This is a genomic window from Streptomyces sp. NPDC096136 (assembly GCF_044763325.1).
Classification (GTDB): domain Bacteria; phylum Actinomycetota; class Actinomycetes; order Streptomycetales; family Streptomycetaceae; genus Streptomyces.
Genome location: NZ_JBIWFZ010000022.1, coordinates 104,139 through 123,861, shown reverse-complemented (window position 1 = coordinate 123,861; position 19,723 = coordinate 104,139). Strand labels below are relative to the sequence as shown.

Here is a 19,723-nt window from a genome sequence, read left to right as displayed (position 1 = left end):
ACAGGCGAACGGGAGAGCCAGCTCTCATGGGCAAAAGTGACGCCCGATCACCTGAGCCCCAAGAACCCCACAGAAGCTGCGGCGTTGAGGTCTTAGGGTGCCGACAAGAACAACCACCACCGCCTTACACAACACGTTGCATCAGCGACTTACACGGGTTGCGCGGCAACCCGCCAGACAAGGTGACCCGGGGAGACTTCCGTGGCAATCGCACGACCGCACCACACCGGAAACCGTCGACTGCTCGCGGCGGCAGCCGCCACCGCGACCATCGCGGCCCTCACAGCCGGATGCACCAGCGGAAGCAAGAACGACAAGAACGCCGCCGCCAGCCCGACCGTCTCCCCCAGCGCCACCACGGCCGCCGCCTCACCGAGCGCACCCGCCGACCCCGAAGCGGCCGACAAGGCCGAGGTCCAAGCGGCCTACACCCACTACTGGGATGTCCTGACCGCGGCCTACGCCAAATCCGACCCCGACGACCCGAACCTGGCCAAGGTCTCCAGCGGAGACGCCCTCGTCCAGAACCAGCAGGAACTCGCGACCTTTCGCAAGGGCGGACGCATCATCGCTGGCCGACCGCAGCACTCCAGCACGGCGGTCACCTTCAAGGCTGATACCAAGCTCAAGACCGCTGTCATCACCGACTGCCTGGATATCTCCCAGTGGAAGCCAGTGGAGAAGAGCAGTGGCAAGTCGGTGGACCTCCCCAACACCCGACTCTTGCGTTACGTCAACACCGTGACGGCCGAGAAGTGGCCCAACGGCTGGATGGTTCTGGAGGACAAGCAGGAGGGGAAGGCGTGCTGAGACGGCGTGCGGGCGCAATGGGCGCGCTCGTTCTCCTCGCGGCTGGCACCTCAGCAGCCCATGCGGACGATCCCGTCACCGCGGGCGGCTGCGGTGTGCGCTTCTGCGTTGAGGCCAACGTTCCGGGGAGGCCGCTGGCCCGCTCGAACACGGGCCAGCAGACAGGGGGCTCCTCATCGGGTTCCGGAAGCAGCATCGACGGCTTGGGCAGGGACTGCTCGTTTCGGACGCTGGATCCTCCTCCACCAGCTGGCAGCGCTCTGTGGCAGGGCCACTCGCCCGGCGACGGGGCGGTCTACCTGGACCCGTGCGGGCTCGGAAACGGCATCGCGGACGGCGACAATCTCGCGGGAGCGGGGCGGGCCTTCTGGGCGCAGAACCCGCCCGCCGCGGCCGTGGACCCCGCTGTCCTCGCGCAGCGCGCGGTCGACTCAATGGTCCTTCGCCCGCCGACTATCGGCATCGTCCCCAAGCCGGGGGGTGTCGGTGTCGTCGGTATGCCGGTCTACATGTGGACGGCGACGGGTCCCGAGACCTATGGCCCCAACGTGGCGTCCGCGTCAGCCGGGGCCGTCACGGTCACCGCCACGGCCAGGGTCGCCAAGATCGTATGGGCGATGGGTGACGGCACGACGGTCACCTGCACCACTCCGGGCACCCCCTACCAAGCCGCGTTCGGCAAGAACCCGTCGCCCGATTGCGGTCACAGCTACCGGACGCCCGGCAAGTACCACGTGACGGCGACGTCCACCTGGGCGATCGACTGGACCGGCGGCGGCCAGAGCGGCCAGCTGACCGAGGTCCGCTCCAGTGCCGTGGACATCGCCGTGGGCGAAGTCCAGGTAGTCGGCCAGTAGCAGGTACGTCCCTGTTCCCCTCTTCTCTTCCTTCCTCTCTGCTGGAGGCACATCACGTGAGCACCACCACCACGGCCACCCTGGGCCGTGCCGCCGTCCCCGGGCCGGGCGGGCCCGCGGACAGCCCGGCACAGGCGCCCCGAGTCGTTCGCCAGCGACGTCGCCGTCCCGGGCTGATCGCCCTGTCCGTCGCCCTGATCGCGGCCGGCGGCCTGTCGGGGGCGCTGCTGTTCACCGCGTCGGGGCAGCGGTCTAGCGTGCTGGTGGTGGCCCGGGACGTGCCGGTGGGCGCGACGCTCACGGATGCGGACCTGGCGCCGGCTTCGCTGGCGCTGGACCCGGTGGTCAAGGCGGTCCCCGCGGCGAACAGGGCGGGCCTGGTCGGCCAGCGCGCCGCCGTGGCGTTGAAGGCCGGCTCGCTGCTGTCGCCGAGCCAGGTCACCGCTACGTCGTTGGTGAAGAACGGTGAGCAGTTGGTGGGTGTGGCGCTCAAGCCGTCGCAGCTGCCGGCGTCGCGGCTGGCTCCGGGGCAGAAGGTTCTGATCGTCTCGACGCCGGACCCGGCGCAGGCGGGGGCTGCCGCGAGCCCGGGCGCGGGCAAGCCTGCGGAGCCGGCGCCTGCGCCCAAGACGCTCGCGGCGACGGTGGTCGCGGTCGGGGCAGCGGCGCCGGCGACGGGTGTCGTGGTGGTGGATGTGGCGGTGCCCGCCGCTGACGGGCCGGTGCTGGCCTCGCGGGTGGCGACCGGGGCGGTGGCGTTGATCGTCGCCGCGCAGGAGGGGGGTTCCTGATGGCGGTGGTAGCGCTGGCGGGCGGGCTGGGAGCGCCGGGGGTGACCACGGCGGCCCTGGCTCTGCTGATGACGTGGCCGATGCCCGCAGGGCATCGGGTGGTGCTGGCCGAGGCCGATCCGGACGGCGGGGCCGTCCTGCCAGGTGCGCTCCAGGGGACTCTCGACAACTCGCGAGGGATGCGGAATCTGGCGATCGCGGCCCGGCAGGGGCAGGGGCAGTTGGTGGAGGCGTTCTGGCGGCAGCTGGTGGACGTCACCGATGCGGGGACGCGTGACCGGCTGGTGCTGCCCGGTCTCTACGACCCGGCGCACGCCTCGGCGATGGAGCCGGTGTGGCGGCCGCTCGCGGCCGTGTTCGCGGGGATCGAGCAGCACGGGCACGACGTGATCGTGGACCTGGGCCGGCGGGGCGCTGCCGGTGCGCCGGGGGTGCTGGCGCAGAAGGCGGACGCCGTCCTGCTGGTCGCGCGGAACACGCTGCGCGGGCTGCAGAGCGCCCAGGTGCGGCTGGAGGCGTTGCGGGAGTCGCTGGGCGGCTCCACCGAGCTGGGGATACTGCTGGTGGACCAGGGGCCCTTCTCCAAGGAGGAGGTGCGCAAGCACCTGGGGGTCACGGTCACCGCGGTGCTGCCGTGGCGGCCCAAAGAGGCGGCGGTGTTGTCGGACGGGGCGGAGCAGCCGCGCCGCTTCGAATCCGGTGAGCTGATGCGCTCCGCGCGGTCGGCGGCGGTGCGGGTGCAGGAGCTGGTGGCTATCCACCGCTCGCGTCTGGCTCCGCCCAGCGCGGATGCGGCCCAGGTGGTGAGCGGTGCGCGCTAACCCCCTGCACAACGACCCCCGGGTCGCTGGGTCTTTGGAGAGTCGGCTGGGCGCCGCCCGCGGCGCGGCCTTGGCGCCCTCGCCGGAGGCCGTGGATTCCCGCTCGGTCAATCCGTGGGTTCCGGCCCCCGCGGGCCCCGCCGCCGGCACGCAGTACCTGCCCGAGCCGGCCGTCGTGCCGGTTGGTGATGTGGTGGTGGATTACGGGGCGGTGCGGCTGATCAAGAAGCAGGTCGGGGAGCGGCTGACCGAGCTGCTGCGCGCCCGGCCCGGGCTGGGCCAGGCCGCGCAGGAGCAGCAGGGTCGGCACCTGATCAACGAGCAGGTCGCGGTCTGGTCGGACGCCGAGGCCGTCAAACGCGGGGCCGCCACCAGCCCGCGCGAGGACGCGCTGATCGCGCAGGCCGTGTTCGACCTGCAGTTCCGGGCCGGGCGGCTGCAGCAGCACCTGGACAACACGCTGGTGGAGAACATCTTCATCAACGGGTACGCGGACGTGTGGCTGGACTTCACCGACGGGCGGCGGGTGCGGGTGGCGCCGGTCGCGGACTCCGACGAGGAACTGCGCGAGCTCCTGCGGGACCTGGCGCGGCGCACGACCGGGCAGGCCGAGCGGAGCCTGTCGACCGCGGACCCGTTCCTGGCCCTGCGCCTGGCCGACGGGTCGCGCCTCCAGGCGGTCATCGACGTGACGCCGGGGACGTATGTGACGATCCGCCGGCACAGCATGCGCCACGCCGACCTGCCCGAACTCGTGGCGCGGGGGATGCTCGACTCCACGCTGGAGGCGTTCTTGCGGGCGTGTGTGCGCGCGGAGAAGAACGTCATGATCGTGGGCGGGCAGGCGGCGGGGAAGACGACGCTGCTGCGGGCGCTGCTCAAGGAGATCGACCCCGACGAGCGGTTCGCCACGCTGGAGACCGAGTACGAGCTGTTCGCCCACGAGAACGGGCACCACCGGCAGGTCGTGCCGATGGAGGCCCGCGAGTCCAACGGCGAGATGGTCGCCGGCGTCGCCGCCGGTGAGATCACGCTGATGGACCTGATGTACCGGGCGCTGCGTATGACCTTGACGCGGATCGTGGTCGGTGAGGTCCGCGGGCCGGAGATCGTGGCCATGCTCCAGGCGATGACCAACGGTGCGGGCGGCAACCTGTGCACTCTGCACGCCATCCACCCCTCCGTCGTCTTCGACCGGATCGCGGAGCTGTACCTGCTGGCCCAGGCGAACATGTCGGAGTCGCTGGCCTACCGGCAGGCCGCGAACGGGCTGCACTTCATCGTGTTCGTCTCCTCCGTGGACGAGACGAAGATCGGCGGGCACCGGCACCGGTTCGTCTCCCACGTCCTGGAGGTCACCGGCATCGGCGAAGGCGGACGCCCTGAGACCAACGCCATTTTCGGACCGCGGCCGGAATGGGGCGAGCACCGGGCGGTGCCGCTCATGCTGCCGCGCTGCATCAACGACCTGCGCCGGGCCGGCTTCGACGCCTCGCTGCTGAACGAGCAGGCCGGGGCCTGGGGCGCGGCGCTGCCGCTGCTGGTGAGGGAGGCGGCACTGTGACCGTGCTGTGGTGGGTGCTCGCGGGGCTCGCGATGTCGGGCGGCCTGGTCGGCCTGGTGGCCGGCGTCGCCGGCCCCAGCGCCCCGAAGGGGCCGGGGCTGGCCGCGCGGCTGCGGGCCGGGCGGCACCTGGCGAGCCGGGATGAGCGGATGGCCCGCCGTACCCGCCTGGTGGGCGGAATGCTGGGCGGGGTGCTGTTGTGGCTGGTGACGGGGGTGTTCATCGCCGGGGTCATGCTGTTCCTGGCGGTGGTGGGGGTTCCGTGGCTGTTGTCGCCGACGAAGTCGGCCACCGCAAGGATCGGGAAGCTCGAAGCCCTGGGTGACTGGACGCAGCGGCTGGCCAACGTGCTGCGGCTGGGCCGGGGCCTGGACGAGGCGCTGCAGATCTCGCGCCGTGGGTGTCCTGAGGACATCGCTGGTGAGGTCGCCGATCTCGTCGACCGGCTCCAGGTCGGGTGGCGGCCCACCGATGCGCTGCGCTCCTTCGGCGATGCTCTCAACGATGTGACGGCCGACAAGGTGGTGGCGGCGTTGGTGTTGTCGGCGGCCGACCGCGGGCCCGGGCTCGCGCAGGCGTTGGACGACCTCGCGGAGTCCGTGCACGAGGAGGTGGGCCGTCGTAGGGGAATCGAGGCTGACCGGGCCAAGCCGCGCACGACGATGCGGTGGATGACCATCATCACTCTCGGCGTCATCGGCGCCGGATTCCTCGTCCCCTCCTACACCGCCCCCTACGGGACGCTGGTGGGCCAGCTGGTCCTGGCCGTGCTGCTTGCGGGGTTCGTCGGGGTGCTGGTGATGATGCGGCAGATCGCCGACATCAAGCCCGTGCCCCGGTTCCTGATCGCCGACCCCCGCAGCGCCGTCGCTCCCGCCCCCTTGCCCGAAGGCGTTGAAGAAGCATCCGACTCGGCTGTGGAGGTGGGCACATGATGCCGGTCGCGGCGATCCTGTCCGGGGCGGCCATCGGCGCCGGCGGCGCCCTGCTCCTTCGCGAGATCCTGCGGCCCACGCCGGCGCTCGGGCCGGCGCTGCGCCGCCTCAACCAGCCCGCGCCGCCGCCCGCCGCCGCAGGCGAGGAGGTCGTGGATCGGGACGACCGGTGGGGGCAGTGGCTGCTTGAGCGCCTTGCCGACGTGCCGGGTGTCCGGATCCCGTACAAGGACCTGGCCCTGACCGGCAGCACCCCCGCCCGCTTCCTTCTGACCAAGGTGGCGCTGGCCGGCGGCGGTCTGCTGCTGCCGCCGCTGTCCACCGTCCCGTTCCTCCTGCTCGGGCTGCCCCTGTATCTGCCCGCGATCGTCGCGGTCCTGGCGGGGGCCGTCTTATGGTTCGCGCCGGATCTGGCGCTGCGCGACAAGGCGAAGCGGGCCCGGGCGGAGTTCGCCCACGCGATGGCCGCCTACCTCGACCTGGTCGCGCTGCGCAGGGCCGGGAACGTCTCCGCCGAGCAGGCCATGGAGCAGGCCGCGCAGGTCGGCACCGGGTGGGCGTTCCAGCGGATCCAGGCGGCACTGGCCCGCTCGCGGGTGGACAAGGTGCCGCACTGGGAGTCGCTGGCGCGCCTGACCGCGGAGCTCGACCTGCCGGTGATGGACGACCTGGCCGCGATCATGCGGCAGTCCGCCGACGACGGCGCGTCCGTCTACGCCACCCTGCGCTCGCGCGCGAGGAACCTGCGCACCGAACTCCTGGCCGCTCAGGCGGCCGACGCGAACGCGAACAGCGAGAAGATGACCGCCCCCGGCGCCCTGCTGGCCGTGCTGGTCATGCTCCTGATCGCGTTCCCCGCCATCATCCGCATGCTCACCACCTGACAACCCTGAGGGAAACCCTGTTATGACCAAGCTCTCCGTCCGCCTGTCCGTCGCCCTGCGCTCCCACTGGCAGGAGATCAAGGAACACAGCTCCAAGGACCGGGGCGACATCTCCATCACCACGATCATCATCTGGGTCGCCGCCGTCGCCGGGGCCATCGCCATCGCGGGCACCATCGGCATCGTCGTCAGCAAGTACAACAGCAAGCTGTCCGGCATCTGACAGACCGGCAGGTGCGTACGACAGATCAGAGGAAGGGGGGCGAGGTGGCAGAAGGCTGGGCGCCGAGCCGGCCGGCACAAGGGCGCGTTCGGGGCCGCCCCGGAAGGGGCCCGGGCTGGCGGGGGCGGATCGTGGGCGGGTGCAGGGACCGGGGGGAGGCCTCGATCCAGATGGCGATCGTGTTCCCGTTCGTCATCCTCGTCACCGTCGCGGTCGTCCAGGCCGCGATGTGGTTCTACGCCCGCAACATCGCCCTGACCGCCGCCCGGGAGGGCGTCGCCGCCGCCCGCGTCTACCAGGCCCCCGAGGACGCGGGCGCCGCCCGGGCGCGCGAGACCCTGGGGCGGATCGCGGGCGACAGCCTCGCCGGGAGCACGGTCAGCACAGCGGGCAGCAACGGCGCCGAGGTCCGGGTGACCGTCACCGGCCTGGCTCCCTCCCTCATCCCGGGGGTGTCGGGCCTGAGCGTCTCGCAGTCCGCCGGGGCCCCCCGAGAACGGTGGACCACCCCATGACGTTCTTGAACCGCCCGCGGGCAGGCCGATGGCTGGCGCTGGCCCGGCAGGACCGGGGCAGCGAGACCATCGCGGCCGCCATCGTGACCCCGCTGCTGATCATGCTGCTGTGCCTGGCGATCGCCGGCGGGCGGATCGTCACCTCCGGCGCGAAGATCGACGCGGCCGTCGAGGACGCGGCCCGCGCCGCCTCCATCTCCCGCACCACCGCCGGCGCCCAGGCCGAAGCATCCGACGCGGCCGCCCGCTCCCTGGGCGACCAGGGCATCCGCTGCGCGTCGGTGAGCACCAGCGTGGACGTCTCCGGCCTGGCCGTGCCCCTCGGGCAGACCGGAACGGTGACCGTGACGATCACCTGCAACGTCACCATGGCCGATCTGCTGCTCCCCGGTGTCCCCGGCTCCAAGACGTTGACCAGTACGTTCACGTCCGTTGTGGACGCCTACCGCTCCCGGGAGGGCTAGACCGTGAACCACCGACTCCGGCAGCTGGCCGGGCGTCTGCGGGAGGACCGGGGCGGGATCGCCGTCTACACCGCGATCGTCACCGTGGCGCTGCTGGCCGTCATCGGCCTGGCCATCGACGGCGGCGGGAAACTGCGGGCGACCGAACGCGCCGATGCGCTCGCGATGGAGGCCGCGCGTGCGGCCGGGCAGGCCATCGACCCGGCTTCGGCCGTCACCGGCACGGACGTCCGCGTCGACCCGGAAGGGGCCCAAGCGGCCGCGCAGGCCTACCTCGCCCGCGCCGGCGCACAAGGCAGCGCCACCCTCTCCGCCGACCGGAGCCGGCTCGACGTCACCGTCCACGGCTCCTACCCGACCGTGTTCCTGGCCATCGCCGGGATCGGGTCCATGGACGTCACCGGCCACGGCAGCGCCCGCATGCTCCACGGCATCACCCAGCCCCAATAGCCCCACCCACCACCGTGAGAAGGGATCCGGCCGATGCCGAAGCCCACCCCCGTCCCCACCCGGCCGTCCCGCAGGGGCGGCGCCCAGACGGCGGCCGCGCTGCTGCGCGCCCTGCTGTCCCTGACCGTTCTGGCCCTGCTGCTGGCCGGGCTGCCCGTCCTGCTGTGGTGGGCCACCAGCCTGGTCGGGCCCCCCGGGGTGGCCGCCCTCTCGCATCTGTTGTCGACCGAGGATTCGGGGCAGGTGTTCCTGCTCGTCCTGGCCGCCGCCGGGTGGGCGGGGTGGGCCTGCTTCACGGGCGCGGTCCTGCTGGAGGTCCCCGCCCAGCTCCGCGGCCGCGCGGCCCCGCAGATCCGGGGGCTGGTCGGACAGCGGGCCGCAGCCGCCCTGGTCGGGGCCGTCCTGCTGGCCCTCCCGGCCGGAACCGCGCTTGCCGCTCCCAGCGCCGCCGCCGCACCCGCAGCCGCCGCTGTCGGCGTCAGCGCCTCCCCCATCCCCGGAGCCGACAACAAGGCCACACCGCACGCCAGCACCCCGGCCGACGCGTCGAGCACGGCCGTGACGTACACGGTCCGCGACGTACGGCCCGCGGAGAGCCTGTGGTCCATCGCCCAGCAGACGCTCGGCAGCGGGGAACGGTGGACGGACATCGCCGCCCTCAACGACGGCCGCACCATGGCAGACGGCACCCTCTTCGACGCCGAGCGGCCCATCCAGCCCGGCTGGGTGCTCACCCTGCCCGCCGGCGCCGCCATCCCCTCCGCCCCGGCAACGGGCGCAGCAGGAGAAGGGAGCGCGTCGCACGGCGCCGGCCAGGTCCGGTACACGGTCCGCGACGGGGACAGCCTCTCCTCCATCGCGGCCGAGCAACTGGGCGACCCCGACCGCCATCAGGAACTCTTCAACCTGAACCACGGCCAGCCTCTTCCCGGCGGCGGCACCTTCACCAACCCCGATCTGATCTATCCCGGACAAGAGCTCGCCCTCCCCCACACCGCAGGAACCGGGACCCCAGCACCAGCCCCGGCCCCGCGGGCCCCCGAGCCCGGTCCGGCCACGCCACCGGTCACCGCCCCGCCGGTGGCGACGGCGCCCCCGCAGACAGCGCTGCCCACCCAGGCCCCTTCGCCTTCCGCACCAGCCGCCACACCATCGGCCCAGCCCACGACGCGGACACCTACGACCGCCTCGCCCACCCCGAACTCCGCCCCCGCCCAGACCCCAGCCCCGGACGCCCCGCATGCGCAGAGCGCCACGGCCGGCGTGAACTGGGCGCTGGTCGCCGGGGTCGGGACGCTGCTTGCCGCGTCCCTGGCCGGCGCTCTGGGCGTGCGCCGGATTCTGCAACAACGTCAGCGCCGCGCGGGCCAGACCATCGCCCAGGACCACGACCTCAGCACCCTCGAACAGCTCCTGACCGCGGCCGGCGAGCCCGCTGGCGTCGAAGTCCTCGACCGCATCCTGCGCGCCCTCGCCCACCAGGCCGCCACCGACGAACGCGTGCTGCCCGCCCTGCGCGGCGTGCTCCTGGGGGACAAGGAGGTCCGTCTGTTCCTGGACGAGCAGGTCGACCCCGTAGCCCCGTTCACCGCAGGGCCCGACAGCCGCACCTGGGCCCTGGACCCCGCAGCCGTTCTCCCCGATACCGACACACTCCACGAGGTCGAGGCCCCCTACCCGGGCCTGGTCACCCTCGGCGCCCACAAGGACGGGCTCCTGCTCGCCGACCTGACCACCTGCCACGTCCTTCTCCTGGACGGCACCCCGGAGGAGGTCCTCGAAGTCGCCCGCGCTCTGGCCCTGGAGCTGGGGACGTCCGGGTGGACCGACTACAGCGAGATCCTCACCGCCGGCCTCGGCAGCCGCCTGGCCCAGCTCCTGCCGCAGGGCCGGATCCGCACCATGCCCCATCTGCCCGCCGTCGCCGCCGACCTCGGCGAACTCCTCCTCGAAGCCCACCAGAGCGGCGAGCAGGTCCTGCCCTGGCTGATGATCGGCGTCGGCGACCACGACGGGGAGCACCTGGCCCAGCTCGCCGATGCCCTCGCTGCCGCCCGGGACCTGAAGACCGCCGTGGTCCTGCCCGCGAGTGAGGCGGCCCGGCGCGTCTTCCCGCACGCCGAGATCATCGACGTCACCACCGGGCAGGACACCGTCCTCGCCCCGCTCGGCCTGCCCGTCACTCTGCAACGCATCACCGACGAGCAGTACCGGCAGTACGTCCACGCCCTGCAGGTCACCACCCAGGACCCGGCACCGGCCACCGGAGCCTGGGAATTCGCGGAAGCCCACGATCAGGCGGCCGCGTGCGGACAGCCCCTGACCCTCCGGTCCACCACCGCCGACGCCCAGGACCCCGGCAACCCCTTCCCCGCGCTGATCGCCGCCTCGCCGGCCACCGCTCCCCAGCCCGTCGGCCACCCAGGCACCCCCGAAACCGGGCAGCCGGCAGCAGACGGGACAGAGACGGCGACGACGGACACGGTAGGGCCCAACGAGGCCGGCCAGGCCGCCACCGACACGGCGCCGGTACCCGCCAAAGCCCCCGCCGTGCCCGCCCAGGCCAACGGTGATGAACACACACCAGTCCGCATCGACATGCTCGGCCCCCTGCGCATCACCGGCACCGCCGCCTCCGCCCACGGACCCCGCACCGCCGCCGTCGCAGCCCTCCTCCACCTACGCCCCGGACGCGGCACCGACTACCTGTGCCAGGCCATGGACCCCGTCAACCCCTGGTCCACCCGCACCCTCCACTCCCGCCTGTCCGAACTCCGCAACGTCCTCGGCCTCACCAGCGGCGGCCTGCCTCTGCTCCCCCGGCCGAAGAACGGCGCCGGGTACGTCCTCCACCCCTCCGTCACCTCGGACTGGGCCGAGTTCAAAATCCTGGCCTCCCGAGGCCTCGCCGCAGGCCCCGGCGCCGGCACCGCTGACCTGGAAACCGCGATCGCGCTGGTCCGCGGCCGCCCCTTCGAAGGCCGGACCCTGCCCTGGGCAGACCCCGTCATCCAGGAAATGCTGGCGCGGATCACCGACACCGCCCACACCCTCGCCCGCTGGCACACCGACGGCGACACCCCCGACCTCGACGCCGCCCGCCGCACCGTCCTCCAGGCCCTCGAAGTCGAGGAGACCTCCGAATTACTGTTCCGCGACCTGCTCCACATCGAAGCCACCGCCGGCAACACCACCGCCATCCGGAAGGCCGTCGCACGCCTCCAACAGATGGCCCGCACCTACGACATCACCCTCGACGACACCACCGAACACACCATCACCGAGGTTCTTGCCGGGACTCTGCCTCGTGTATCAGGGGCTTGAGAAGGGGGCCCGCTCTCATATGCGGACGAGGCTGGCTCGGAGCGGCTGTGAGTCCGCTCGCGCACGAAATGGCCGCTGCTGAGGAATGCATCGGAATGCCGGGGCCCGTCACTCTCAGTCCTGATCTTGCACCCTGGCACCATCACCGCTCGGTGGCGGCGCCACGGGCAGGGCACCGAGTCACCCGGTCTCATCCTGGCGGACCGCCCAGGTACCGGGCCCGTTTGTGGTTCTGCTCGGCGACGAGGTATTTGCGCAGCCGTGAGCCTTGCGGGCACCACATCTCGCGGGGGCACCGGTCGCAGGAGGCAACGTGCCTCGTGTAGTTGGATTCCGCCACTGCGGAAGCGCGTCCGCCCTCATGCCCCCCGGCTGGCACAGCAGCTGTGTCGAGAGGCCTGCCACGCCCGATAGCCGACGGCAAGGCCCCATCCACCTGAGGCTGATCCACCGCCTCATCCATCTCCTGGTGAAAGGCTGGGTGAAACCTGGTAGGGGCGTCAGGTGACGCCTTCTGACCCGTCACGTGACGCTCTCTGGCCGCGTCATGTGACGCCACTTCAATCTCTGCTCCGGCGGGTACGGGACCGTCACATGACGCCGCCAGCTCTTGCACGGGACTCCGGTCAGGCGGCATCACGTGACGCTCCGGACCCTTGGCCCGCTTGTGCCGGAGCCTTCGGTCGTGCTCTGAACTGGACAGCACAGCCGCCGCCTCTCCCCAGGCGATGCCGTGGCCTGTCTCGGTGTCGGCGCCGAGCGGGAGTGTGCACGCGTAGGTGGCGGGTTTGGGGTGTCGTCCTCCCCGGGCATTGGCTGTCTTGCGAATCAGGCAGACAGCCTCCGCGGCGACGAGCACCTTCTGCACGGTTTCCTTGCTGCACCGGCCGATCGCCATGAGTGTGTCGGTGCCGAGGAAGGCGTTCGTACCGTCCTCGTTCGCCGCCTGGCCGACCGCCTGCAAGATCGCGAAGAAGGACGCGCCGAGGCTCTTCCATTCGGGCTGGTCCCTGGTCGCCTTCGGAACATGCTTGGCGGAGCGGAGCAAGAACCAGCGCCAGGCGTGGGCAGGCGCCCAGCCAGGCCGGGTCCCCGCAGGCATGACGTCATTCGGTCCGTCAGTCATGCTCCCAAACTAGCAACATGGTTTCCCTGACAGCAACCTAGAAAGCCTTTGGGATACACTGATTCCAGTGAGGTGGACTTGGTCTCCGACGTCGAAGCCGGGATCGATAGGATGGCCACATGGAGAAGACCGCGAAGCAGCAGGCCCGGGAATCCGTCACCGACCTCGAACTCAGATTCATCGAGGCCGTAGAACACGGACGGCTGCGCGCGGAACTCACCTACGAGCAGCTCGGCCGCTACCTCGGCATGTCCAAAAGCCAGATCAGCAAACGCCAGGACGGGCAGATCACCTACACCCTCCGCGACATGCACCACATCAGCCAGCTCCTCGGCATCGACCCCCTCGTCATGACAGCCGGACTCGGCACCTGGCTCAACGACATCAACCCCACCGAAGTCCAGCGCCGCCTCAACACCAACCCAGACACCACCCCCTGAACACACGCGAGCGAACTTCGCGCACGCCTTACAACCCCGGCCCCTCAGCTCCTGCTACCGCCTCGCCTCGGCGGCGTCGCGGACCGGGAACCTGGAGCTGATCCGAAACTGGCTGCGTCGCGCCTTGCGAGGATGTGGGGCCCTTGTCGCAAAAGCCGCCCGAGACGGACACACGGCCACGCGCGCCAGCTCCTGGCCGTGCGGGCCCGTACCGTTACCTGACAATGACTTCCTGCGCTCAGAAGTCACGACCGGTTCAGGCAGGCCTTTTGCCGCGCGTGCAGCCGTAGGCAGGCAGTGTCTCCAGGCTTTTGCGGCGGACGGCGGTGCCGCCGTCCGCGCACTGCTCCTTGGCCGTCGCAAGCCAGCGAGCCACCCCGTCAGGCCGGTCGGAAGCCTCCGCCCTCGATCGCAACCAGCTCACGCACGCCGGCAACCCGAGCGTGGCGGGCGCCGAGCTCGGTGACGATCTGCCGGATCGGGGGTCGGTCGCGTACCTCTGCGGCCGACACGCGGGCCGCGGCCAGGAGCTGCGCGGCGGTTTCCTCGGGCTTGCCCCATTGCCACCATGCCCGCGCGAGGTCGGTGTGCATCCGGCCCTTCCGCTCGGCAGTGGTGAACTGTTCGGCTCGGAGGTTGCGGCCGGCTTCGAGGGCGGTGCCGGCGTCGCCGAGGGCCCAGTGCACGCCGACGGCGTAGAGGTCCACCGAGGCCGGGGTGATGGGAAACAGACGGCCCGTCGGGGCCTGATGGGGCAGGTTGCGGGTGGCGCGCGAGGCTTCGCGGATCATCGTCAGGGCCTGGTCGCGGTTCCCGGCGATGGCGGCGGTGTATGCGGTGGTGCACAGCATTTGGGCGTACGCGGCGGCCTGTGCGTCGGCCGTCAGGCCCGTGGCCTCCACGCGGGAGGCGGCGGCCTCGATGTGGCGCTGGGCTGCTGCCTCCTGGCCTTGGTGGCGTAGGACTGCGGCGAGTTCGCGGGCGGCGGCCGCGGCGGCGAGCGGGGATCCGGAGACCTCGGCGTAGGAGGAGGCCCGGTCCGCGGTGATCCGGGAGGTTCCGTAGGCGCCGAGCTTGTTGAGCAGGGTTGCGGCGAGGGTGTAGGCGCAGGAGAGACGGGCGTAGTTGAGGTCCTGGCGGCCGGCGGCGGCTTCGTGGGCGTCGCCGAGCAGGCCCGGCAGTGCCTCCAGCAGCTTCGTGTGGCGGCCCGTGTCGAACAGGTTGCGCGCGTCCGCGAGGCGGGCGTCCAGCGGCCGGGAGGAGCCTGTCGGGTCGGGCGGGCTGGCGAGAGCTGTCTCCAGGCCGCCCAGAAGGCTCACGGGCGCGGCGAGGCCGACGGCTGCGAGGACGGTACGGCGGCGCATCGGGTCCTCCTGGGCAGGCAACGGATCACGCTCAACTGTAGGGCGCGGGCGGAGCCTTAACCCTAAGGAGGAGGCGAGCAGGTCACCGGGAACTCCGACTTCTTCGGCGGCGCGGCGCAGGAGGCGGAGGTCGTTGTGGCGGCCGGCTTCGAGGCGGGAGACGGTGGAGGCCGAGCAGCGCAGCCGGGTTCCGAGGTCACCTTGGCGCAGCTTGAGGGACTCGCGGCCGATCCGCACGAGCCCGCCAGGGTCCTGGTTCTCCACCAGGGCGAGGACACGGCGGCTGTTCCAGAGCGGATCGGTGCTCATGGCGCGCCCTTCGTCGGTCGGACCACGGGTCTGCCGACCCCACCTTAGAGGGAGTGACCGCCCGTGCGCAGTGCGTGTGCAGGATCCGCAAACCGCGTGCGCGATCGGTACCTCGCACCCCCTGCTCGGCACGGTATGTGGTGTGGTGGTCACAAGCAGCTGCGGCGACGAACTGCCGCCGCAGGCACCCTGTAGAGGCACCATCACCTACGTGAGGGGAGCACACCATGAGCAAGGACAAGGGCGGGAACGGCGGAAGCGGGGACGGAGGCGGCGGGAGCCACGCCCGGCCGAACCCGCCGCTGAGCGGCGGCACCCCGCCGCCCGGGAACAGCGACGGCAAGGTCGACTCCCCGCCGCCTCCCACCGGCAAGCGCAGGGGCTGACCCACCGATGACCCTCGTGCGTCTTGAGGAGCGCCGCCGAGCGCTGGCGCAGGCCATGGACGCGAAGGGATGGCCGGCGGACTCCGAGTGGGTCCGCCGCGCCATCCTGGACACCGTCCCCCGACACCACTACGCCCCCGACCGGCTGTGGACCTGGAACGGCCGGGACGCGTACGTGCCCGTCGACCTCGGCCGCGAGCCTGACACCTGGGCCGACCTCGTCTACGCCGGCCCGAACGACTCGGCGATCACGCAGATCCTCGACGGCCTGCCCAGCTCAAGTCTGTCGTGCGTGTCCGTCGTCGCCGACATGCTCGACTCGCTGGAGCTCCAGCCCGGCCACCGGGTCCTGGAGGTCGGCACCGGGGCGGGCTGGAACGCCGGCCTGCTCGCCGCTCGGGCCGGTGCCGGACAGGTCACCAGCGTCGAGGTCGACCCCGGCCTCGCGACGGCCGCCGAGCGGCGTCTGACCGCGGCCGGTCTGGACGTGGACGTGCACACCGGCGACGGACAGGCGGGCTGGCCCGCCGGCACTCCGTACGACCGGCTCATCGCCACCTACGCCGTCGACATCGTCCCTTGGACGTGGATCGAACAGACCAGACCCGGCGGCATCATCGTCTTCCCCTGGGGACGTCTGGGCACCATCGCCCTCACCGTCGCCGACGACGGCAAGTCGGCGACCGGCTGGGTCCACGGCCTGGGGACGTTCATGCCCAGCCGCGGCACCGACCAGGGCAGCGACTTCGGCCAGATCGAAGGCGATGGGGAACTCGAGCGCGAGGCCAAGGCCGACACCGACCTGGAACCGCTCACCGGGCCCGACGCCCTCTTCGCCCTGCGTGTGTCCCACCCGGACATCCGGATCACCACCGAGCACGGCGAGCGGGGGCTCACCGTGCGGCTCCACGACGGCATCAGCTCCTGGGCCACCGCGGTCACCGATGCGTCGGGCACCACTGTGGCCCACGAAGGTGGCCGGCGGCACCTCCTGACGGAGGTGGAAGCCGGTCTTCAACACTGGGGCGCGCACGGTTCCCCGTCCTTGTTCGACTTCAGGATGACCGTCACATCAGGCACGCAGTACGTCTGGTCTGGTACTGCGGAGTCCGGGCCGTACAGGCTGTGAGGCACCGTGTGTCGGTGCCTACGAACGGCGGCTGTCCACTGTCAGTCCCTTGAGGCACGCTGGTCGGATGGTGTGCCCTCCCCGATACCTGCGGGGAGGGCACGCCCGGAGACTAGCGACCGCTGGTGTGCGCGGTGAACGTGGACCAGGCGGCCTGTGAGAACGACAGAACCGGGCAGTCGAGCTCGTGCAGCTGCTTCGAGTCGCGGATGTGGATCGCGTCGGGCTGCGGGCACGCCTCGACACACTCGCCGTTCGGGTTGCCGCTGTACGACGACTTGAACCACTCGCCGTGTGCGCGGCCGTTGGTGGTGCTCATGTTGATCAGACCTCTTTCTTCAGTCGTTGGAGAAACTTCGGGGTTTCATGGGCTGGTAGTGCGCCTCGGACGAGTTCTTCGAACCGGCGCGCGAACTGATTCGCTTTTCGTTCCTTGGACGTGACCCTCGTTTCCCCGTCCACCGTCCCGGACGCCACACTCGGCTTGGGGAGCTCCTTGGGGTCGAACCCGAGAATGAAGAAGTCGCCGCCGGTTGCCCGGTATGTGTTGGCGGACTTAGGGATGATCTGCACGGTCACGTTCGCGTGGTTGGTCATCATTTCGATGATGTAGTCGTACTGGGCGTGAAGGATCTTGCTGCTGCCGACCATGTTGGCCAGGGCCGCCTCATCCATCACGCAGTTCAGTTTCATCCCTTGCTCTGTGATCCGTTTTTGTCGGGTCATGCGGATTTCGACAGCGCTTTCGACGAAGGAGTCGGTCGTGTCGTTGGCGGCCTTCGCCTTGCTGATCAGGGCGTGTGCGTACTCCCTGGTCTGGAGCAGGCCGTTAACGACACCTGGAACCCAGGCGTCCACCGTCTTCGCTCCAGACTCCATGGCAAGGAAGAGGTTCATGCCCGACGGCATCGTGCTGATGTCTGTGGTCCACCAGTCATCTCCCTTGGACTGCCGGTGCATGTCCATGAGCATCGTCTGGCCGTCTTCGTCGACACCGTACGCCGCTAGGAGTTTGGCAAGGTGCTCTATGCGGCGGAACCCGGTTTTTCCCTGTTCGACGCTGCTGATGGTCGTTCCGGAGCAGCCGGCCAGTTTCGCTGCTGCGTCACCTGTCATACCGGTCGCATCGCGTAGCCGGAGGAGCTCCGCGCCCAGCACGATCCGAAGGAACGTGGAACCCACGTTCGCCGCCATCCAGACACCCCTTTCGGTAGACCTGTCCCTCGCGCCGGGTTGCCTCGTGGATACCCCCGGTTCGCGTCAGGACTCCACCGGTTCACGCCGAAACGCCCCCGGTTCACGTCCGATCGCCCCCGGTTTGCCTCGAAGGCCCCTCGGTTCGCGTCAAGTTGCTGTCGGTTCGTCTCCTTGCATATACCAATCCCGGCTCGACACGCAATCAGATCCGGATTTGGATTGCGATCCGACTCGGCTTGGGAGGAAGGTAGTTGTGCCACCAGAGGACGACGAATCGCTCTGATGGCACCCCCACGGGGGCCGGGTCCGGGCGCGCTCTGACGGGCCCGGACCCAACCTTCCTGCTGCTGTCCTGCTGAGGAGTGTGCCGTCATGGCCCTGACCGCACCGCACATCGACTGGCCTGTGCGCCCTTTGGCACACGTCGTGTGGCAGACCGGCTACCAGGGGGGTGAAGGGAGGGGTATCGAGGTTGATCCGTTCCGTCGGCTGGTGTACCTGCGGCAGCACATGCTGACGGAGGCGATGGCTGCGGCACGTCGTAACGGAAGAACACCCCGGGTCGCGCTGTACGTGTGCACGAAGGCCTCCGCCCCTGACCCCGGCCCGGTTTTCGACCAGCTGCGGGCGGTGGCCCGGGTGCGGGGCATGCAGGCCGGGGCCGAGTTCACCGACGCGACGGGGCCGACGATCCCGGGCCGGCGCGGAGGGTTCATGAACGTGCTGGAGCACGTCCAGCACGGATACGCGGACGGGATCCTCTGCCCCTCGTACGAGCACGTCAGCCCGGACCTGGAGGAGTACGAGGAGGTGCTGCGGTCGGCGACCTCCCGTCGCTGGTTCGTGGCGCTGGCCGCTCCGGAGACGGGCGCGTGAGCGTCGGTCAGGTCGGGGGCAGGGCGGTCACTGATGGCAGTCAGAAACTCATCGATGGAGGACAGCTCATGTTCGAGGGGTACGCGGACCGGCGGCCGCCGACGCCGCTGAAGAGCCGGCAGGCGCGGCCGCTGCCGGTGCGGGAGCTGGGCGCGGCGCTGATCGAGGAGCCGCAGCCGCCGTCGCACCAGGCGCTGAACATGTTCCGGCCGACGGCCATGGACCTGGGCCTGCTGGAGCGGGCAGAGGAGTCAAGGTGAGCGTTGAGAGCGAAGCGGTTGAGGAGGAGGTCGTCGACCTGGCGGCGCCGCCGTTCGGTGTGCCGGCGGTCGCGTTCGCCACGCCGATCGACCGGGACCCCATGTGGGACAAGAAGAACGACCTGCTGCTGCTCCCGGTCGATGTCGTCTACCGGGACGCCACGAAGGCACGGACGGTGCTGCGGATCACGCCCGGCCGGGTGGAGCTGCTGTACAGCCAGCTCGACAGGGCCTTGAGGGAACGCGACAAGGCGAAGGCGCCGCACGAGGACGACGACGAGTCGTCTGACGGGGGTGTCTGGTGAGGCGACGTCGGTGGGGGTGGAGGCAGTGGGCGTTCCAGCTGCTGATGGTGGTGGTCGGGATCGCCGTGGTGCTGCCGCCGCTGATCTGGGTGGCGGCCAGCCGGTGAGCCTGCCCAAGCGGGTGCCGATGGCGAGACGGCCGGAGGGGTTCGACCCGCCTCCCGTGATCGGCCTGGATCTGCACAGGCCGTCGGTGTGGGCGTTCCGAATCCACGTGCTGACGGCTGTTCGGGAGGCCGTCGAGCGTACGCGCCCCCACTACCCGGTGATGTCCGAGGAGCAGATCGAGGCCTCGGGCAAGGACTGGGCTGACATGGAGACGTGGCCGGTCGGCCCGCGCACGGTTGTACTCCTGTCGGGCTGCGGCCTGTAGCGACCCCGTCCCGGGGCTGCACAGGGGCTGGTCTCGGGACGGTTCCGAATCCGGCAGCAGCCGCATCCCCCCACGTGGCAGCTGCCGGTTTCGGCCGCTCTCCACTCCTCGGTGGGGCGGCCGGAACCGCGGGCCTGCCCTGTGCCGTACGGGAGTCCGATCCCCGCGGGCGGGTCTGCGGTCGTCTTCAAGCTCCTGTCTTCTGGCCGTGCGGGTACGGACCAGCCGAGAGGGCAGGCTCAACCTTCCTGTGGATCGTCGGTGATCCACAGGGGTTCCGGCATCCTCCCCGTTCCGTCGGTGGCGCCCGCCAGGGGGAG

The 19,723-nt window shown here is 70.9% G+C and carries 23 protein-coding genes; 19 read left to right on the top strand and 4 right to left on the bottom strand.

The window, feature by feature from the left end; translation table 11 throughout:
• The first annotated feature begins 201 nt into the window (after window positions 1–201).
• From ACIRBY_RS32400 to ACIRBY_RS32345, 12 genes are all read left to right on the top strand, one after another.
• Window positions 202–810, top strand: a complete 609-nt coding sequence (locus tag ACIRBY_RS32400; RefSeq protein WP_403907427.1) for a hypothetical protein — start codon at window positions 202–204, stop codon at window positions 808–810.
• Window positions 804–1,667 carry an ATP/GTP-binding protein gene (locus ACIRBY_RS32395; protein WP_403907425.1) on the top strand — a complete coding sequence of 288 codons (864 nt, stop codon included), beginning with the start codon at window positions 804–806 and terminating at the stop codon, window positions 1,665–1,667. Before ACIRBY_RS32400 ends, ACIRBY_RS32395 begins: the two co-directional genes overlap by 7 nt.
• Before the next feature lie 56 nt (window positions 1,668–1,723).
• On the top strand, window positions 1,724–2,458 hold the full coding sequence (locus ACIRBY_RS32390) for an SAF domain-containing protein (RefSeq protein WP_403907423.1): 735 nt from the start codon (window positions 1,724–1,726) through the stop codon (window positions 2,456–2,458).
• Window positions 2,458–3,279: a hypothetical protein gene (locus ACIRBY_RS32385; RefSeq protein ID WP_403907421.1), complete on the top strand. Its 822-nt coding sequence runs from the start codon at window positions 2,458–2,460 to the stop codon at window positions 3,277–3,279. The genes ACIRBY_RS32390 and ACIRBY_RS32385 overlap by 1 nt, the downstream gene beginning before the upstream one ends.
• Entirely contained in the window at window positions 3,269–4,843 is a 1,575-nt protein-coding gene (locus ACIRBY_RS32380; RefSeq protein ID WP_403907419.1) for a CpaF family protein, read from the top strand. The genes ACIRBY_RS32385 and ACIRBY_RS32380 overlap by 11 nt, the downstream gene beginning before the upstream one ends.
• On the top strand, window positions 4,840–5,778 hold the full coding sequence (locus ACIRBY_RS32375; RefSeq protein WP_403907417.1) for a type II secretion system F family protein: 939 nt from the start codon (window positions 4,840–4,842) through the stop codon (window positions 5,776–5,778). Before ACIRBY_RS32380 ends, ACIRBY_RS32375 begins: the two co-directional genes overlap by 4 nt.
• The gene (locus ACIRBY_RS32370; RefSeq protein ID WP_403907415.1) at window positions 5,775–6,662 is read left to right on the top strand and encodes a type II secretion system F family protein; all 888 of its coding nucleotides are present in this window, start codon (window positions 5,775–5,777) and stop codon (window positions 6,660–6,662) included. The genes ACIRBY_RS32375 and ACIRBY_RS32370 overlap by 4 nt, the downstream gene beginning before the upstream one ends.
• A gap of 22 nt (window positions 6,663–6,684) precedes the next feature.
• Entirely contained in the window at window positions 6,685–6,885 is a 201-nt protein-coding gene (locus tag ACIRBY_RS32365; protein WP_403907413.1) for a hypothetical protein, read from the top strand.
• A gap of 128 nt (window positions 6,886–7,013) precedes the next feature.
• The gene (locus ACIRBY_RS32360; protein WP_344152061.1) at window positions 7,014–7,400 is read left to right on the top strand and encodes a TadE family protein; all 387 of its coding nucleotides are present in this window, start codon (window positions 7,014–7,016) and stop codon (window positions 7,398–7,400) included.
• Window positions 7,397–7,864: a TadE/TadG family type IV pilus assembly protein gene (locus ACIRBY_RS32355; RefSeq protein ID WP_403907411.1), complete on the top strand. Its 468-nt coding sequence runs from the start codon at window positions 7,397–7,399 to the stop codon at window positions 7,862–7,864. The genes ACIRBY_RS32360 and ACIRBY_RS32355 overlap by 4 nt, the downstream gene beginning before the upstream one ends.
• 3 nt (window positions 7,865–7,867) lie before the next feature.
• On the top strand, window positions 7,868–8,314 hold the full coding sequence (locus ACIRBY_RS32350) for a hypothetical protein (protein ID WP_403907409.1): 447 nt from the start codon (window positions 7,868–7,870) through the stop codon (window positions 8,312–8,314).
• 33 nt (window positions 8,315–8,347) lie between these two features.
• Window positions 8,348–11,638: a LysM peptidoglycan-binding domain-containing protein gene (locus tag ACIRBY_RS32345; protein ID WP_403907407.1), complete on the top strand. Its 3,291-nt coding sequence runs from the start codon at window positions 8,348–8,350 to the stop codon at window positions 11,636–11,638.
• A gap of 190 nt (window positions 11,639–11,828) precedes the next feature.
• On the opposite strand, the gene ACIRBY_RS32340 is transcribed toward ACIRBY_RS32345, so the two are convergent.
• On the bottom strand, window positions 11,829–12,764 hold the full coding sequence (locus ACIRBY_RS32340; RefSeq protein WP_403907405.1) for a hypothetical protein: 936 nt from the start codon (window positions 12,762–12,764) through the stop codon (window positions 11,829–11,831).
• Window positions 12,765–12,883: 119 nt separating this feature from the next.
• On the opposite strand from ACIRBY_RS32340, the gene ACIRBY_RS32335 reads away from it, so the two are divergent.
• Window positions 12,884–13,204 carry a helix-turn-helix transcriptional regulator gene (locus ACIRBY_RS32335; protein WP_344151533.1) on the top strand — a complete coding sequence of 107 codons (321 nt, stop codon included), beginning with the start codon at window positions 12,884–12,886 and terminating at the stop codon, window positions 13,202–13,204.
• A 380-nt stretch (window positions 13,205–13,584) separates the two neighbouring features.
• Here ACIRBY_RS32335 and ACIRBY_RS32330 read toward each other — a convergent pair whose 3' ends face one another.
• Window positions 13,585–14,877, bottom strand: a complete 1,293-nt coding sequence (locus ACIRBY_RS32330) for a helix-turn-helix domain-containing protein (RefSeq protein WP_403907402.1) — start codon at window positions 14,875–14,877, stop codon at window positions 13,585–13,587.
• 227 nt (window positions 14,878–15,104) lie between these two features.
• On the opposite strand from ACIRBY_RS32330, the gene ACIRBY_RS32325 reads away from it, so the two are divergent.
• Window positions 15,105–15,263, top strand: coding sequence for a hypothetical protein (locus ACIRBY_RS32325; protein ID WP_344151539.1), 159 nt, complete (start codon window positions 15,105–15,107; stop codon window positions 15,261–15,263).
• Between the two features lie 7 nt (window positions 15,264–15,270).
• Window positions 15,271–16,392: a methyltransferase domain-containing protein gene (locus ACIRBY_RS32320; RefSeq protein WP_403907400.1), complete on the top strand. Its 1,122-nt coding sequence runs from the start codon at window positions 15,271–15,273 to the stop codon at window positions 16,390–16,392.
• A 112-nt stretch (window positions 16,393–16,504) separates the two neighbouring features.
• Here the strand turns inward: ACIRBY_RS32320 and ACIRBY_RS32315 are convergent, their stop codons facing one another.
• Both ACIRBY_RS32315 and ACIRBY_RS32310 read right to left on the bottom strand, forming a co-directional pair.
• Window positions 16,505–16,711, bottom strand: coding sequence for a DUF397 domain-containing protein (locus ACIRBY_RS32315; RefSeq protein WP_403907398.1), 207 nt, complete (start codon window positions 16,709–16,711; stop codon window positions 16,505–16,507).
• A 5-nt stretch (window positions 16,712–16,716) separates the two neighbouring features.
• Window positions 16,717–17,586, bottom strand: a complete 870-nt coding sequence (locus ACIRBY_RS32310) for a helix-turn-helix domain-containing protein (RefSeq protein ID WP_403907396.1) — start codon at window positions 17,584–17,586, stop codon at window positions 16,717–16,719.
• A 495-nt stretch (window positions 17,587–18,081) separates the two neighbouring features.
• Here ACIRBY_RS32310 and ACIRBY_RS32305 point away from each other — a divergent pair, with 495 nt between their 5' ends.
• From ACIRBY_RS32305 to ACIRBY_RS32290, 4 genes are all read left to right on the top strand, one after another.
• Entirely contained in the window at window positions 18,082–18,465 is a 384-nt protein-coding gene (locus ACIRBY_RS32305) for a hypothetical protein (protein WP_403907394.1), read from the top strand.
• Window positions 18,466–18,533: 68 nt separating this feature from the next.
• A complete protein-coding gene (locus ACIRBY_RS32300; RefSeq protein ID WP_403907392.1) occupies window positions 18,534–18,725 on the top strand; it encodes a hypothetical protein in 192 nt (63 codons plus the stop codon).
• Window positions 18,722–19,030 carry a hypothetical protein gene (locus ACIRBY_RS32295; protein ID WP_403907390.1) on the top strand — a complete coding sequence of 103 codons (309 nt, stop codon included), beginning with the start codon at window positions 18,722–18,724 and terminating at the stop codon, window positions 19,028–19,030. Before ACIRBY_RS32300 ends, ACIRBY_RS32295 begins: the two co-directional genes overlap by 4 nt.
• A 103-nt stretch (window positions 19,031–19,133) precedes the next feature.
• Window positions 19,134–19,403: a hypothetical protein gene (locus tag ACIRBY_RS32290; protein ID WP_403907388.1), complete on the top strand. Its 270-nt coding sequence runs from the start codon at window positions 19,134–19,136 to the stop codon at window positions 19,401–19,403.
• Window positions 19,404–19,723: the final 320 nt, after the last annotated feature.

What these genes read in the sequence shown, in the direction of transcription:
- ACIRBY_RS32385 (WP_403907421.1), top strand. Translation starts at nt 2,458, where the DNA reads ATGGCGGTGGTAGCGCTGGCGGGCGGGCTGGGAGCGCCGGGGGTGACC.
- ACIRBY_RS32370 (WP_403907415.1), top strand. Translation starts at nt 5,775, where the DNA reads ATGATGCCGGTCGCGGCGATCCTGTCCGGGGCGGCCATCGGCGCCGGC.
- ACIRBY_RS32365 (WP_403907413.1), top strand. Translation starts at nt 6,685, where the DNA reads ATGACCAAGCTCTCCGTCCGCCTGTCCGTCGCCCTGCGCTCCCACTGG.
- ACIRBY_RS32355 (WP_403907411.1), top strand. Translation starts at nt 7,397, where the DNA reads ATGACGTTCTTGAACCGCCCGCGGGCAGGCCGATGGCTGGCGCTGGCC.
- ACIRBY_RS32345 (WP_403907407.1), top strand. Translation starts at nt 8,348, where the DNA reads ATGCCGAAGCCCACCCCCGTCCCCACCCGGCCGTCCCGCAGGGGCGGC.
- ACIRBY_RS32340 (WP_403907405.1), bottom strand. Translation starts at nt 12,764, where the DNA reads ATGACTGACGGACCGAATGACGTCATGCCTGCGGGGACCCGGCCTGGC.
- ACIRBY_RS32335 (WP_344151533.1), top strand. Translation starts at nt 12,884, where the DNA reads ATGGAGAAGACCGCGAAGCAGCAGGCCCGGGAATCCGTCACCGACCTC.
- ACIRBY_RS32330 (WP_403907402.1), bottom strand. Translation starts at nt 14,877, where the DNA reads ATGAGCACCGATCCGCTCTGGAACAGCCGCCGTGTCCTCGCCCTGGTG.
- ACIRBY_RS32325 (WP_344151539.1), top strand. Translation starts at nt 15,105, where the DNA reads ATGAGCAAGGACAAGGGCGGGAACGGCGGAAGCGGGGACGGAGGCGGC.
- ACIRBY_RS32320 (WP_403907400.1), top strand. Translation starts at nt 15,271, where the DNA reads ATGACCCTCGTGCGTCTTGAGGAGCGCCGCCGAGCGCTGGCGCAGGCC.
- ACIRBY_RS32315 (WP_403907398.1), bottom strand. Translation starts at nt 16,711, where the DNA reads ATGAGCACCACCAACGGCCGCGCACACGGCGAGTGGTTCAAGTCGTCG.
- ACIRBY_RS32310 (WP_403907396.1), bottom strand. Translation starts at nt 17,586, where the DNA reads ATGGCGGCGAACGTGGGTTCCACGTTCCTTCGGATCGTGCTGGGCGCG.
- ACIRBY_RS32300 (WP_403907392.1), top strand. Translation starts at nt 18,534, where the DNA reads ATGTTCGAGGGGTACGCGGACCGGCGGCCGCCGACGCCGCTGAAGAGC.